This is a genomic window from Streptomyces uncialis (assembly GCF_001905345.1).
Classification (GTDB): domain Bacteria; phylum Actinomycetota; class Actinomycetes; order Streptomycetales; family Streptomycetaceae; genus Streptomyces; species Streptomyces uncialis.
Map to the genome: position 1 here is coordinate 1 of NZ_LFBV01000012.1, position 14,119 is coordinate 14,119.

The 14,119-nt window shown below is 72.2% G+C and carries 12 protein-coding genes; 5 read left to right on the forward strand and 7 right to left on the reverse strand.

What is annotated here, in order from left to right:
* Positions 1-713 precede the first annotated feature (713 nt).
* Positions 714-1,733, forward strand: a complete 1,020-nt coding sequence (trpS, locus tag AB852_RS35215; RefSeq protein WP_073795158.1) for a tryptophan--tRNA ligase — start codon at positions 714-716, stop codon at positions 1,731-1,733.
* Here the strand turns inward: trpS and AB852_RS35220 are convergent.
* Positions 1,684-2,664 (reverse strand): GlxA family transcriptional regulator, encoded by a 981-nt coding sequence (locus AB852_RS35220; RefSeq protein WP_073795161.1) that lies wholly within the window; start codon positions 2,662-2,664, stop codon positions 1,684-1,686. The genes trpS and AB852_RS35220 overlap by 50 nt on opposite strands.
* A gap of 248 nt (positions 2,665-2,912) precedes the next feature.
* Between AB852_RS35220 and AB852_RS35225 the strand changes: the two genes are divergently transcribed.
* Positions 2,913-3,542: a cysteine hydrolase family protein gene (locus AB852_RS35225; protein ID WP_073795164.1), complete on the forward strand. Its 630-nt coding sequence runs from the start codon at positions 2,913-2,915 to the stop codon at positions 3,540-3,542.
* On the opposite strand, the gene AB852_RS35230 is transcribed toward AB852_RS35225, so the two are convergent.
* The gene (locus AB852_RS35230; RefSeq protein ID WP_073795167.1) at positions 3,496-4,626 is read right to left on the reverse strand and encodes an ArsR/SmtB family transcription factor; all 1,131 of its coding nucleotides are present in this window, start codon (positions 4,624-4,626) and stop codon (positions 3,496-3,498) included. The two genes, AB852_RS35225 and AB852_RS35230, sit on opposite strands and share 47 nt — an antisense overlap.
* A 215-nt stretch (positions 4,627-4,841) precedes the next feature.
* Between AB852_RS35230 and AB852_RS35235 the strand changes: the two genes are divergently transcribed.
* Positions 4,842-6,212, forward strand: coding sequence for an MFS transporter (locus AB852_RS35235; RefSeq protein ID WP_107499446.1), 1,371 nt, complete (start codon positions 4,842-4,844; stop codon positions 6,210-6,212).
* 78 nt (positions 6,213-6,290) lie between these two features.
* Positions 6,291-6,722 (forward strand): GNAT family N-acetyltransferase, encoded by a 432-nt coding sequence (locus AB852_RS35240; protein WP_073795170.1) that lies wholly within the window; start codon positions 6,291-6,293, stop codon positions 6,720-6,722.
* 363 nt (positions 6,723-7,085) lie between these two features.
* Here the strand turns inward: AB852_RS35240 and proC are convergent, their stop codons facing one another.
* From proC to AB852_RS35260, 4 genes are all read right to left on the reverse strand, one after another.
* On the reverse strand, positions 7,086-7,898 hold the full coding sequence (proC, locus tag AB852_RS35245) for a pyrroline-5-carboxylate reductase (protein WP_073795173.1): 813 nt from the start codon (positions 7,896-7,898) through the stop codon (positions 7,086-7,088).
* 328 nt (positions 7,899-8,226) lie between these two features.
* On the reverse strand, positions 8,227-8,964 hold the full coding sequence (locus AB852_RS35250) for an ABC transporter permease (RefSeq protein ID WP_073795176.1): 738 nt from the start codon (positions 8,962-8,964) through the stop codon (positions 8,227-8,229).
* A 29-nt stretch (positions 8,965-8,993) separates the two neighbouring features.
* Positions 8,994-9,785, reverse strand: a complete 792-nt coding sequence (locus AB852_RS35255) for an ABC transporter ATP-binding protein (RefSeq protein ID WP_073795179.1) — start codon at positions 9,783-9,785, stop codon at positions 8,994-8,996.
* A 71-nt stretch (positions 9,786-9,856) separates the two neighbouring features.
* Positions 9,857-10,339 (reverse strand): hypothetical protein, encoded by a 483-nt coding sequence (locus tag AB852_RS35260; protein WP_073795181.1) that lies wholly within the window; start codon positions 10,337-10,339, stop codon positions 9,857-9,859.
* A 494-nt stretch (positions 10,340-10,833) separates the two neighbouring features.
* On the opposite strand from AB852_RS35260, the gene AB852_RS38195 reads away from it, so the two are divergent.
* Positions 10,834-13,395, forward strand: coding sequence for a protein kinase domain-containing protein (locus tag AB852_RS38195; RefSeq protein WP_079185158.1), 2,562 nt, complete (start codon positions 10,834-10,836; stop codon positions 13,393-13,395).
* A gap of 232 nt (positions 13,396-13,627) precedes the next feature.
* Here the strand turns inward: AB852_RS38195 and AB852_RS35280 are convergent, their stop codons facing one another.
* Positions 13,628-14,020 (reverse strand): SH3 domain-containing protein, encoded by a 393-nt coding sequence (locus tag AB852_RS35280; RefSeq protein WP_323181515.1) that lies wholly within the window; start codon positions 14,018-14,020, stop codon positions 13,628-13,630.
* Positions 14,021-14,119 lie beyond the last annotated feature (99 nt).

A 14,119-nucleotide genomic window follows, 5' to 3' on the forward strand; every position in this document is an offset into this window, starting at 1 on the left:
GGGGTAATCAACATATCTGGCGTTGACTTTTGGCACGCTGTTGAGTTCTCAAGGAACGGACGCTTCCTTCGTACTCACCCCAGCCATTCGGCTCAGGCTTTCCTCCGGGCGCTTCCCTTCGGTGTTCCCGACTCTATCAGACCGTTTCCGTATCCGATTTCCTCGGTGCTTTCCGGGAAAACCGCTTCCGCGCTTTTCCTTTCCGGCGGTTCCGACTCTATCAGATCCTTTCGGACCTGATCCCCGGTCAGCGGGGTTTGTCTTTCCGGCTGTTGGGCCGTTCCGACGAGTGAGACTTTAGCGGAATCCCGGCCTCCCCGCTAATCGGGGGCGGTCGCCCGCGTTCTTATCGAACGCGGATTCCTCATTCTGCAAAAACACGCGCAAAGGAGCAGATGACGAGTCATCGCTTCTTGGTGAGTTGGTACGGAATGACTGTCCGGGGACCGACCGTGGGTCGGCGCTCACGTCGGACAGCTCGGAGAACATTACGTATCGCGCGGAAGAGTGTCAACTCCGGGTCAGGAGGCCTTGGCGTGGCTACGCTGTCGGGCATGAAGCATGCGTCCACGCACCAGTGGTGGCCCGCCTGACGGCGGCCGGCTCACGCATGCACTCGACGGCCGCCGCAATCCGGCGGCCGTTCTGCGTCCCTCCTGGGGACCCGGAGCCCGGCCGACGGGCAGCGGGGGTCCTGACCAGGAGGTGGAGAGATGGCAAGGGTATTCAGCGGGGTCAAGCCGACCGGGCATCTGACGCTCGGCAACTATCTGGGGGCCGTCCGGCGGTGGGCCGCGGTGGACCAGTACCGGGCGGACTCCTTGTTCTGTGTGGTCGATCTGCACGCGCTCACCGTCGATCACGATCCGGGACGGGTGCGGCGGCTGACCCGGCAGGCGGCGACGCTGCTGCTGGCGGCCGGCCTCGATCCGGAGCGGTGCACGGTGTTCGTCCAGAGTCAGGTGGACGAACACGCCCGGCTCTCGTATCTGCTGGAGTGCGTCGCGAACGACGGGGAGATGCGGCGGATGATCCAGTACAAGGAGAAGGCCGCCCTGGAACGTGAGCGCGGCGGGAGCGTACGGCTGTCGCTGCTGACGTATCCGGTGCTGATGGCGGCCGACATCCTCGCGTACGGGACCGACGTGGTTCCCGTGGGCGACGACCAGGCGCAGCACGTCGAGCTGACGCGGGATCTCGCGGTGCGGTTCAACCAGCGGTACGGGCACACGTTCGTGGTGCCGCGGGCCGCGCATCCGGAGGTGGCGGCGCGGGTCATGGATCTTCAGGACCCGACGTCGAAGATGGGGAAGTCCCACGGCGGCGGGTCCGGCATCGTCTATCTGCTGGACGACCCGGACGTGGTGCGGAAGAAGATCATGCGAGCCGTGACGGACAGCGGGGACGAGGTCGTCCACGATCCCGAGGCGAAGCCGGGGGTCTCGAATCTGCTGGAGATCCTCGCCGCGTGCGAGGCGCAGAAGTCGGGTGCCGGGACCGGGAACCCGGAGGCCCTCAGCGGTGTACATAAAACGTACGGCTCGTTGAAGAAGGAGACCGCCGAGGCCGTGGTGGAGCTGCTGAGGCCCGTGCAGCAGCGGCACAGCGAGCTGGTGCGTGATCCCGGATATGTGGAGGAGGTGTTGCGCCGGGGTGCGGAGAAGGCGAGGGCGATGGCCCGTCCTACGGTCGACGCGGCCTACCGGGCGATCGGTCTGCTTCCGCCTGCCTGAAGGCCGCGCGGTAGGCGCGGGGGCTGGTGGCGAGGCGTGAGGAGAAGTGCTGGCGCATCGTGACCTCGCTGCCGAACCCCGCGCGGTGGGCGATGTCGGGCATGGGGAGGTCGGTGCGTTCGAGGAGCTTCTGGGCGGCGGCGAGGCGCTGGTCGAGGAGCCAGCGCAGCGGGGTGGTGCCGGTGGCGGCGGTGAAGTGGCGGGTGAAGGAGCGGGGTGACATTCCGGCCCGGTCGGCCAGGTCGGCGACGGTGAAGGACTGGTCGAGGTGGCGCAGCGCGTGTTCCCGTACGGCGGCGAGGGCGTCGGCGTCCCGGTCGGCCAGGGGTGTGGGGTGCTCGATGAACTGGGCCTGGGTCCCGGTGCGGAAGGGGGCGGTGACCATCGACCGGGCGATGGTGGCGGCGGCTTCCGCGCCGTGGCTCCGGCGGACAAGGTGCAGACAGAGGTCGATACCGGCAGCCGTGCCGGCCGAGGTCCAGATGTTGTCGTCCTCGATGAAGAGGGCGTCGGGGTGGACACCGACGAGGGGGTGGTGGGCGCGGAGGAGGTCGACCAGGTTCCAGTGGGTGACCGCGCGGCGGCCGTCGAGGAGTCCCGCCTGCGCGAGGGTGAAGGCGCCTCCGCAGAGGGCGGCGATGGGGGTACCGCGTGTGTGGGCGTCGCGGAGCGCGGCGAGGACGGGGGGTGGTGCGGGGGTGAGGTGGTCGTCGAGGCCGGGGACGACGACCAGGTCGGCGCGGTGCAGCCAGCTCAGGGTGCGGTCGGGGGTGAGGGCGAGGGAGCCGCGCATCGGGACGGGTGCGGAGCCGGGGGCGACCCGGCGCAGTTCGAAGGCGGGTGCGTTCCGGTCGGTGCGGTCGGTTCCCCAGACCTCGGTGATCACGGCGACGTCGAACGCCCGGATACCCGGGAAGGCGAGCAGGGCCACGCGGTGCGGTGGGGTGGCCGGAGTGCTTGGGCAGCCCGGGGTGCTGGTGGAGGAGGTGGAGTGCGGGGGTGTCGCCTGGTGCGGGGGCGTCCCGGGGGGTTGGTGCTGGGGGGTCCGGTGCTGGGGGGTCCGGTGCTGGGGGGTCCGGTGCTGGGGGGTCCGGTGCTCGTCCACCGTGGCAGTAAACCATCGATCGCTGTCTTCCCACCCTCTGGGGCGGGGTGGTTGCGGGCGGCAGCATCGGAGGTATGGAGATTGCGGAGAACGCGGCACTGCTGGTGATCGACGTCCAGAAGGCATTCGAGGACCTGGACTTCTGGGGGCCTCGGAACAATCCGGCGGCCGACAGCCATATCGCCGCACTGATCGATGCCTGGCAGGCGACGGCACGGCCGGTGGTGTGGACGCGGCACGACTCGGTTCAGCCGGGGTCGCCGCTGCGGAAGGGGGACGAGGGGAATGACTTCAAGGGGTACGTGGAGGAACGACGGGGGAAGGGGGCCGCGGCGGAGCTGCTGGTGACGAAGACCGTGAACTCGGCCTTCTACGGGTCGCCGGACCTGGACGCCTGGCTGCGGGCCTCGGGAGTGGGGCAGCTGGTGGTCACCGGTATCCAGACGAACATGTGCGCGGAGACGACAGCGCGGATGGGCGGCAACCTCGGGTACGACGTGCTGTTCGTGCTGGACGCGACGCACACGTTCGATCTGGAGGGGCCGTTCGGCTGGCGACTGCCGGCGGAGGAGCTGGCGCGGGCCACCGCGGTGTCCTTGCACGGCGGTGGGTTCGCCCAGGTGGTGCGGACGGCTGAGGTGCTCGATGCGGTGGGGGTCAGCGCTGGGTTGGAGGGTGCTGGGTTGGAGGGTGCTGGGCGCTGAGAAGGGCTTCCGCTGTGGGGGTCCGGTAGTAGAGGACGGAGCGGCCCGCGCGGCGGCGTTCGACGAGGTGGGCGTCGTGAAGGATCTTCAGGTGCCGGCCGATGGTGCCCAGGGCCTGGCCGGTGAGGGCGACGAGGTGGGTGGTGCTCTTGGGGGTGTCCAGCAAGGTCAGGACGGTGGCGCGTACGGGGCCGAGGAGCCGGGTCAGGGCTTCGGGGGCGAGCGGCGGGGTGACGGGGTGCGGCGGGGCGGGGCGGGTGTCCCTGGCTGGGGGGCCCGGACGGCGGGAGGGTGAGTGAAATGGCGAGTGGGGTGACGGGAGGGACGCGGGTACCGGGGTGGGGTGGCGGGGGGCGAGGGTGAGGGCGCCGGTGCAGGGATAGGTGATGGCGTGGGTGCGGGCGTTCCAGGACACCCAGCCGTGCTGGGGGGTCACGGGGACGAGGAAGAGCTGGGTGCCGGTGAGGTCGCGGGGTGGGTACTCGTCGACGTTGACCTGGAGGCGGCCTTCGCCGAGCCAGCGCACTCCTGGGCGCATGCCGTCGAGGGCGGCTGCCCATCCGCCGCGGGTGAGGTGCTGGAGGCGGGCGATGACGTCGGCTTCGAGGATGCGGCGGCGTCGGGGCCAGGTGGGCAGGACGGTTTCGGTCCAGACCCAGTGGAGGAGGTCGGCGGTGCGTTCCGGTAGGTCGGAACGGTCGAGCAGGGCGGGCAGGGGGCCGGCGAGGGAGCGGGTGAGGTGGGCGCGGGCCATGGCGGGGGGTGTGGAGCGGACGAGGGACAGTTCGGTTTCGAGGACGGGGGTGGCGTCGTCGGTGGGGGTGAGATCACCGGTGGGGGTGGGCGTGAGGTAGTCGGCGAGCCAGAAGCGGCCGAGGGCGGCGCGGATCAGCTGGGCGGTGGTGGGGTCGGCGGCGAGGCGTTCGCGGTAGGCGGGGCGGTGGAGGTTGAGCCAGTGCTGGTCGCCGGGGTGGGCCGGTTCACCGCGTTCGAGGCTCATGACGGCGGCGACGGTCTCACTGAGCGGGGAGAGAGTGAAACGGCTGGCGGCGAGGGTGTCCGCGTCGACGTGCCACCAGCCCATGTACCTTCTCCTGTCCTGTTCTGAACCATTCCGACCTACTTCGCCTTGTTCTGTCTTGTTCCGTCTTGTTCCGCCTCGTCTTCTGTTCTGCGTTGGTCGGTGCGTTGGCCGGTGTTGCCTCTTTGGGGGATCGCGGGGTGGCGCCGGGCCGAGCTGGGTTTCGCGTGGGGGCGAAAGACTAAGGGGTTCAGGGGTGGGGTGTTGAGACTCCGAGGATGCGTACTTACCGGGAGTTGTTCGGGGCGCCTGAGTTCACGCCGCTGTTCTTGAGCAGTTCGTTGCATGTGGCGGCGTCGACGGTCAGCGGGCTGGCGCTGGGGGTGCTGGTCTACGGGGCGACGGGGTCGCCGTTGCTCGCGGCGCTCAGCATGTTCGGGCAGGCGCTGGCCCAGGTCGTGGGGGCGACGGTGCTGATGTCGGCGGCGGACCGGGTGCCGCCGAGGGCGGCGCTCGTGGGGCTGGCGGCGCTGTTCGCGGTGGGGACGGCGGTGCAGGCCGTGCCGGGGATGCCGGTGTGGGCGCTGTTCGTGGTCCTGTTCGTGATGGGCGCGGCGGCGTCGCTCGGGGGCGGGGTGCGGTACGGGCTGCTCAACGAGATCCTCGCGCGGGAGGGGTATCTGCTGGGGCGGTCGGTGATGAACATGGCCACGGGACTGATGCAGGTGGCCGGGTTCGCGGTGGGCGGGGTGCTGATCACACTGATGTCGCCGCGGGGGGCGCTGCTGCTGGGGGCGGGGCTGTATCTGGGTTCGGCGGTCATCACCCGGTTCGGGCTGACCGAGCGGGCGCCGAGGGTGGCGGGACGGGCGTCGGTCACGGAGACATGGCGTACGAACCGGCTGCTGTGGTCGTCGCGGCCACGGCGGTACACGTATCTCGCGCTGTGGGTGCCGAACGGCCTGGTCGTCGGGTGCGAGGCGTTGTTCGTGCCGTACGACCCCGAGCGGGCGGGGCTGTTGTTCGCGTTCGCGGCGCTGGGGATGTTCATCGGGGACACGGTGGCGGGGCGGTTCCTGCCGCCGCGGTGGCGGGCGCGGCTCGACTCGCCGTTGCGGTTGCTGTTGGCGGTGCCGTACGTGGTGTTCCTGTTCGGTCCGCCGACGGCGCTGGCGGTGGTGGCGGTGACGCTGGCCTCGGTGGGGTTCGCGTCGACGTTGCTGTTGCAGGAGCGGTTGATGGCGCTCACCCCGGAGGAGTTGAGCGGGCAGGCACTCGGGCTGCACGGCGCGGGGATGATGACGGCGCAGGGGCTGGCCGCCGGGCTCGCGGGCGCGGTCGCGCAGTGGACCTCGCCGTCGGTGGCGATAGGGGTGATGGCCGCGATGTCGGTGGCTGTGACGGTGGCCCTGGCCCCGGGGCTGCGGGGCCCGGTGGACGCGGAGCCCTCCTGGAGCGTGGCCGGTGGGGCGGGAGATGCCCGGGAGGCCGGTTCCGTGGGTGGGGACGGCAGCGGTACCGGGGGTGCGGAGTCCGGTGGGCGGAACGGCCCGCGGCGGGGTGGTGCGGTGTCCGGGGGGCGGGAGGACGCGGGGAAGTCCGCCGGTGGAGGTGGGAGTGGGGGTGCGGGTGAAGCTGCTGACGGCTGAGGTCTCGGGGTTCCCCGGCTGAGGTCCGGGGGTGGGGTGGCTCGGGGTGGGGTCCGGGGGTGGTGGTTGGCTGGGGGGATGAGTGAGGTGCTGCCGGAAGGCTTCGAGTTGTCCGAGGATGTCGCGCGGGTCGATCGCGCAGAGGTGCATCGCTGGTTGTCGCAGGACTCGTACTGGGCGCTCGGGCGCTCACGGGAGAAGCAGGATCAGGCGATCGACGGGTCGCTGAACTTCGGTGTGTACGAGGAAGGTTCCGGGGCGCAGGTCGCGTACGCGCGGGTGGTGACCGACCGGGCGACCTTCGCGTGGTTGTGCGATGTGTACGTGGCACCGGCGGCACGCGGCGCGGGAGTGGGTACGGCGCTGACGGCCGCTGTCCGTGACCGTCTGGCGGCGTACGGGCTGCGCCGGATCCTGCTCGCGACGGCCGACGCCCATGAGGTCTACGCCCGGGTGGGGTTCGCCCCGATGAAGAACGTGGAGAAGTGGATGGTGCTGGGGGAGCAATGAGGCGGGCCTGGCCGGGCGCCCGGGGGAATTGCCGGGTGCCTGAAGGGAATTGCCGGGCCGCGGGTAGCGGGGCGCGGGCTGCCGGGCCGCCAAGCGAGCCCGGGGGCCGGTGACGGGGGCCGCGTCACGGGTCACGGGTCACGGCTGGCGTACGGCCGGGCGGGTCCGGTGCGGGCGGGCCGGAATTGCCGGGCGGGTGCGGGGGCGCCGTTGCCCGGCCGCCTTGTGGGCGGCTTGCGGGGCGGGTTCCCGGCGGGTGGCGGTGGGCCTTGGGCGCCGGGGCGGACGGGCGGGGTGCGTCGACGGGCGGGGGTGGTGGCCGGTCGACGGGCCCGGGGCCTGGTGGGCGGGACGGGGGTGGGTTCAGGTGCTGGTGCCGGAGGCGAGTTCACGGCTGCGGTCGCGTGCCGCTTCGAGGGCGGCGATCAGGGCGGCCCGGACACCGTGGTTCTCCAGTTCGCGGATCGCGTTGATCGTCGTACCGGCGGGTGAGGTGACGTTCTCGCGGAGCTTGACGGGGTGTTCGCCGCTGTCGCGGAGCATCACGGCGGCGCCGATCGCGGCCTGCACGATGAGTTCGTGGGCCTTGTCGCGGGGCAGGCCCAGCAGGATGCCCGCGTCGGTCATCGCCTCGACCAGGTAGTAGAAGTACGCCGGGCCGGAGCCGGACAGCGCGGTGGCCGCGTCCTGCTGGGACTCGGGGACCCGGAGGGTCTTGCCGACGGCGCCGAAGATCTCCTCCGCGTGGGCGAGGTGCTGGGCGCTGGCGTGGGTGCCGGCGGAGATCACGGACATCGCCTCGTCCACGAGGGCGGGGGTGTTCGTCATGACGCGGACGACGGGGGTGCCCTCGGGAAGCCGTTCCTCCAGGAACGTGGTGGGGATACCCGCGGCGCCGCTGATGACCAGACGGCCGGCGGGGATATGGGGGGCCAGTTCGTCGAGCAGCGCGCCCATGTCCTGGGGCTTGACCGTCAGGATCAGGGTGTCGGCCTGCTTGGCGGCCTCCTGGTTGGTGACGGGGACGACACCGTGGCGGACCCGGAGTTCCTCCGCGCGTTCCGGGCGGCGGGCCGTGATGAAGAGGTCGGCCGGGGGCCAGCCCGACCGGATGACTCCGCTGAGCAGTGCCTCGCCGATCTTTCCGGTGCCGAGGACTGCGACTTTCTGGGGCATGACGTGCGGCCTTCCGCGGGACGGTTGTTGCCGCTCATCCTTTCAGAGGGGGTACGCGGGGCTCGTCGTCCGCTCGGCGCGGGTGCGCGGAGCGCGTACGCCGTGGCCTTTCCGGGGTGCCTGCCCTACCGGTCCGGTCGAGGTGCGGGGGCGGGGGCTTCGGGTGCGGGGGCAGTGGCTCCCGGTGCGGGCGGTGACTCCGGTGCGGGCGGTGTCAACGAGTCCGGGCGGTGTCACTGGGTGCGGGCGGTGTCATTGGGTCCGGCCTGCGCCACCGGGTCCGGTCTGTGCCACCGGGTGCGGGCGGTGTCACCGGGTCCGGGCGGTGTCACCGGGTGCGGCGTCTGAGGGTGGCGGCGCCGAGGGTGAGGACCAGGAGCGCGCAGCCCGCGACGACACCGGCGTCCCGGACGAAGTCGGCGGTGACGTCCGGGTGGATCATGATCTGGTTCATACCGTCCACCGCGTACGACATGGGCAGGACGTTCGAGACGGCCTCCAGGACGGGTTGCATGCTGGAGCGGGCGGCGAACAGTCCGCACAGCAGGAGTTGCGGGAAGATCACCGCCGGCATGAACTGGACGGCCTGGAACTCCGAGGCCGCGAACGCCGAGACGAACAGGCCGAGCGCGGTGCCCAGCAGGGCGTCGAGGAGTGCGACGAGCAGCAGGAGCCAGGCGGAACCGTTGATGTCCAGGCCCAGGCCCCACAGCGCGAGGGCGGTCGCGAGGACGGACTGGACGACGGCGAGGGCGCCGAAGGCGAGGGCGTAGCCCGCGATGATGTCGGCCTTGCCCAGCGGCATCGCGAGGAGGCGTTCGAGGGTGCCGGAGGTGCGTTCGCGCAGGGTCGCGATCGAGGTGACCAGGAACATCGTGATCAGCGGGAAGATGCCGAGCAGTGAGGCGCCGATGGAGTCGAAGGTGCGGGGGTCACCGTCGAAGACGTAGCGCAGCAGGAAGAGCATCACGCAGGGGACCAGCAGCAGCAGGGCGAGCGATCTGCGGTCGTGGCTGAGCTGGCGCAGCACGCGGGTGGCCGTGGCCAGGGTCCGTGCGGTGTTCATGGGGCCTCCTTCGAACCGGTCGGTCGGGGTCAGGTGGCGGGGGTTTTGGCCGGGGCCGCCCGGGTCACGAGGGTGAGGAAGGCGTCCTCGACGGTGTCGGTGGCGGTGCGGGTGCGCAGCGCCTCGGGGGTGTCGTCGGCGAGGAGTTCGCCGTCGCGCATCAGCAGGAGCCGGTGGCAGCGTTCCGCCTCGTCCATGACATGGGAGGAGACGAGGATCGTGACCTGGCGCTCGGCCGCCAGCTGGTGGAAGAGCTTCCACAGTTCGCGGCGGAGCACGGGGTCGAGGCCGACGGTCGGTTCGTCGAGGACGAGCAGTTCGGGGGTGCCGAGCAGGGCCACCGCGAGGGAGACCCGGCTGCGCTGGCCGCCGGAGAGGTTCCCCGCGAGAGCGTCTGCGTGGGAGGTCAGGGCGACATCGGTGAGGGCGCGTTCGACGTGGTGGCGTCGGCGGTCGGCCGCCGGGCGGCCCGGGTCGAGGACGGCGGCGAAGTAGTCGAGGTTCTGGCGGACGGTCAGGTCGTCGTAGACGGAGGGCGCCTGGGTGACGTAGCCGACGCGTGAGCGCAGCGACCGGGTGCCGGCCGGGTGGCCGAGGACGTCGAGTGTGCCGGTGACCTTGGCCTGGGTGCCGACGACCGCCCGTATCAAGGTCGACTTCCCACAGCCCGAGGGGCCCAGCAGACCGGTGATCCGGCCCCGGGGAATCGTGAACGTGAGGCCCTTCAGGACGGTGCGCGGACCCCGTACGACGGTGAGGCCGGCCGCGTCGACCGCCGGGCCGAGGGGGCCGGGCGGATGCTCCCGAATTTTATTCATCATGTGATGAATACTCCTCCTGGCGGTGCCGCCCGTCAAGGCGGACGGAACGGAACGGCGCAGGGGTACGGCAGCTACCCCGGGCCGCGTTTCGCGGGGTTGCCCGTGCGGCGCGCGACCCGGCGTACGTACTGGGCGCGCTCCTCCTCGTACCGGGCGCGGAGCCGTTTCTCGCCGGGCGCCTCGGCGAGGGAACGCAGGAAGTAGGCCAGCAGCGTGCCGAGGAAACCGAGGGCCATCGTGGCGCGGGCCGGGGGTGCGGCGCCGGGGTCGGGGCCGCCGCGGAAGCCCGTCCAGGTACGGCGGAACGCGAGCGCCGAACAGAGCGCGAACGTGCCCAGGACCAGGAGGTTCACATACGGGCCGACCTGACCGGCGGCGAGGCCCTGGTGGGCGAAGCGCAGCACCAGGCATCCGCCGAACGCGGCGGTGAGGGAGCCGGTCGCCACGCCCGCGCGGCGCAGCGCGTAATGACCGTCGTGCCGCACCCAGGTCGTACCGAAGAACCGCAGGGGGGCGGGCCGGGGCCCCGTCACCGGGGTGGGGGGTTCGCTCACCGGCCGATTGTCGCCCCGGGGTGGGCGCGGCGGGCGCGTACGGGGGCGGGTCGCCGGTACGGGCGCCCGGATGGCTGAGCGGGGACCCGGTGGGACGGTTCCGGTCGCAAGCAGGGGGTGGGCCGGGAGGGTCGGGCGGGAGGGCCGAGGCGGCGGGGACGGCCGGCGCGGAGATCGGGCGGCGGAGGAGAGGGCGGCGGAGAAAGGTGGGGCGGGCGCGGTGGCCGGGGTGCCGGTGGTGGGATGCCGGTGGAGGGGTGGTTCCCGGCCGGGGGTGGGGCGGTTCCCGGTCGGGGCCAGTGGGACACCTGTTCCGGGTGGGGGCGCTTGAGTCACCGGGAGCACTTCCGCACCGTCCCGCGCCGCCTACTGGCCGGTATGCCGGACCGATCACCTCTTGGGCGGCTTCCGCCCACCCGCGTTCCCCCGGCGAACCGCTAGTTTGTTCACCGAGGCGGGATCTCTTGACCGTGGAACGGGTGGGGTGGGGAGTTGTGCAGCTTCGGGGCGGGGACCCTGAACAGATCGGTGGCTACCCCCTGGAGGCGCGCCTCGGTTCCGGCGGCATGGGAACCGTGTTCCTGGCGCGTACCGAATCCGGCCGTCCCGTCGCGATCAAGCTGATCCACAAGCAGTTCGCGGACGACGAGGAATTCCGTATCCGGTTCCGGCAGGAGGTGTCCGCCGCGCGCCGGGTGAGCGGGGTGTTCACCGCCGCCGTCGTCGACGCCGACCCCGAGGGCGCGCACCCCTGGATGGCCACCGCGTACATCCCCGGGCCGACCCTCGCCCAGCGCATCAGCGACGGCGGTTCGCTGCACGGCGCCGAACTGCGCAGACTCGCCATCGGGCTGGCGGAGGCGCTGCGCGAGATCCATCGCGCGGGCGTCATCCACCGGGATCTGAAGCCGTCGAACGTCGTCCTGTCCCCCGACGGACCCCGGGTCATCGACTTCGGCATCTCCCGGGCGGCCACGGGCCATCAGACGCTCACGATGACGGGCCGGGTCATCGGTACGCCGCCGTTCATGTCGCCCGAGCAGTTGCAGTCGCCGCGTACGGTCGGGCCGGAGTCCGACGTGTTCTCGCTGGCGACCCTGCTCGTGTACGCGTCGACCGGGCAGGGGCCGTTCGACGCGGACAGCCCGTACATGACGGCGTACCAGGTCGTGCACGAGGACCCCGTCCTCGGCGCGATGCCCGCGGTGCTGCGGGATGTCGTCGAGCCGTGCCTCGCGAAGGAGCGCAAGGGGCGGCCGTCCGCGCACGAACTGCTTGTCGCGCTGCGCGCGCTGCCCGAGGACCTGGGCCCCGCGTCCGCGCCGATGTCCGAACTCGCGACCCTGCCGGGCACCGGACACCCGACCACGGACACCACGCCCGACAGCACGCCTGGCGGCCCGTCCGACGGCCCGCACGACAGCCCGCACGGGGGCTGGGACGCGGACGCGGGCGGTACCGGGTTCGGGGACGGGGCTGGGTTCGGGGACGGGGGTGCCCTCTGGGAGTTGTCATCCGAGGACTTCGGTTCCGGTTCCGGTTCCGGTTCCGGTTCCGCCGACGGTGGCGCTCCCGGGTCCGGGTCCGGTGCTGTGTCCGATGACGAGGACGGCGACGACCGTGACGCCCTCGCCCCCGGTACCGGCACCCGTTCCGACAGCGACCGTTCGGACGCCGACCCGGCGACCGGCGCCGGCACCGCCTCCCACGGCTCCCGCTCCCCCACCACCCGCACCCGCGCCCGTACCCGCCGCGCCCTCCTCGTCGCCGCGGTCGCCGCGTCGGCCGTCGCGCTGATCACCACCGGGGTCGCCCTGCTGGGGCCCGACGGGGAATCCGGGACGGGCGGGACCGCGGGCACCACCCGGCAGACCCAGGACAGCCGGGTGGTCGCCGGGGGCGGGGCGGCGCTCCCCGCCGGGTTCGCCCCCTGGCGGAAGAACGTCCGCGGGGAACGTTCCTTCGCCGACGAACTGCGCTGTGTCGCCCGTGCCGAGACCCTGTTCTGCGGGGGCGGCGGGGTCCTCGCGAGCCGGGTGCGGGCCGCCGACGGCGAGGTGGAGTGGCGCCGTACGTACCCCGGGGTCCCCGTACAGGGGCTGCATCTCGTCGGGGTGAGCGGTGGTTCGGGGCCGGACCTCGCGGGCGGCACCGTCATCGGTTACCACATCCCGGCGGAGGGCACCGAGCGCGTCGAGGTCGTCGCGCTGGACGCCGTCAGCGGGAAGGAACGGTGGCGGACCCGGGTCGGCACCAAGGCGACGTATCTGCTGCGGGAACCGCGGTTCGCGGTGCTGTCGGGGTCGACCGTACTGACCGTGGACGCCGGTTCCACCCGGATCGAGGCCCGATCCGCGCGCAACGGCCGGCTGCTCTGGGAGACCCCCTTCCCCGCGGGCTCCTGGTGCGCCCCGTTCCTCGCGAACCGGGCCGCGTACGCGATGTGCGCACCGGCCGCGCAGGCCGCCACCGGCCGGCCCGGCGACGCGGAGTTCCGGGTCCTCGACATCGAGAAGGGCACGCTCGGTGCCCCGGCCGCCGCCGACGGGCGGCTGCGGCCGGTGGGCGCGCGGGACGGGCGGCTGCTGCTCCTGCGGGAGACGACCGACCCGGCGGGTGACGGCTTCGCCGAGGTGGTGCGCCTCGATGTGGCCTCGGGCCGCCGGGACTCGGCCGATCTCGACGGCGAGTACCCGGGGACCGCGCCGGGACTCGCGGGCGGCACGCTCTACTTCACGTCCCCGACCGGCGCCGTCAGCGCGGTCGACCCGGTGTCCGGCAAGGAGAAGTGGACCGAGCGGACCGAGTCCGAGTGGGCGTCGGTGCCGCTCGCGGTGGACGGCGTGCTGTACCTCGGATCGCCGACGGGCCGGGTGACGGCGCTCGACGCGCGGAACGGACACCATCTGTGGACGACCCCGGCGCACGCGAGCAGCCCCGGCGGGTTCATGGGCTCCGGCTCCCGGCTGACGCTCGTGGGCCGGGTCCTGGTCGCGGCGGCCGGTGACAACGCGCTGTCCGCGTTCGACGTGGCGGAGCCGCCGCGCGGTGAGTGACCGCGCGGCGGCTCGGGTGCGATGCGGGACGGGTGCGATCCGGCTGGAGTACGGGCGGACGGGGTGCGGGGCCGACGGCCCGTTCGTTGCGGGACGGGGTGTACGGCGCCCGGGAAGACGTACGGCTCGGCGTGCTTCCGGCCCCGCTCCGACAGGGCCGGCGCTCATATCGGACGGCGGCTCGGCCAGGGCGACCGCTCAGCCGGGGCCATCGCTCAGCCGGATCGGCAGCTCAGGCGCACTGCGGACGTACGTACCCGTCGGTGCCCGTCTGGATGTAGGAGTCGGACACGAAGCGCTGGTTGCCGATCTTGTCCCACAGGTTCGACGTGCCCAGCGGGCCGTTGACGGTGGTGCCGGGCTTCTGGCAGATGATCGAGACCCGTGAACCGCCGCTGATCTGGAGAACGACGGGGTGTGAGAGGCCGGGGCCGCTGCGGACGTTGACCGTGGCGACGACCAGGTACGTGGTGGCGGCGGCCTGCGCGTCCATGACCTCGATGCCGAGCGCGGCGGCCGCGATCGGGTCACCGGCGTCGACGGTGACGGGCCGCAGCACATCGGTGTCCGTGGCGGTGACGGTGGCCGTGGCGGTGGCCTCGGTCGTCGTGATGTTCTCGCTCATGTGTTCCTCCCCCGAGGAGCGTGGTGGGCGGTTTCCGGACAGCGGCGGCGGGCCGTCACCTCCGGAAGAACCTCCCTCTGGCATGTGCCGCAGCAAGTG

Coding starts and splice junctions, on each gene's coding strand:
- AB852_RS35235 (WP_107499446.1), top strand. CDS start 4,842: ATGCGTACTTACCGGGAGTTGTTCGGGGCGCCTGAGTTCACGCCGCTG.
- AB852_RS35250 (WP_073795176.1), bottom strand. CDS start 8,964: ATGAACACCGCACGGACCCTGGCCACGGCCACCCGCGTGCTGCGCCAG.
- AB852_RS35225 (WP_073795164.1), top strand. CDS start 2,913: ATGGAGATTGCGGAGAACGCGGCACTGCTGGTGATCGACGTCCAGAAG.
- AB852_RS35230 (WP_073795167.1), bottom strand. CDS start 4,626: ATGGGCTGGTGGCACGTCGACGCGGACACCCTCGCCGCCAGCCGTTTC.
- AB852_RS35240 (WP_073795170.1), top strand. CDS start 6,291: ATGAGTGAGGTGCTGCCGGAAGGCTTCGAGTTGTCCGAGGATGTCGCG.
- AB852_RS35280 (WP_323181515.1), bottom strand. CDS start 14,020: ATGAGCGAGAACATCACGACGACCGAGGCCACCGCCACGGCCACCGTC.
- AB852_RS35255 (WP_073795179.1), bottom strand. CDS start 9,785: ATGATGAATAAAATTCGGGAGCATCCGCCCGGCCCCCTCGGCCCGGCG.
- proC (WP_073795173.1), bottom strand. CDS start 7,898: ATGCCCCAGAAAGTCGCAGTCCTCGGCACCGGAAAGATCGGCGAGGCA.
- trpS (WP_073795158.1), top strand. CDS start 714: ATGGCAAGGGTATTCAGCGGGGTCAAGCCGACCGGGCATCTGACGCTC.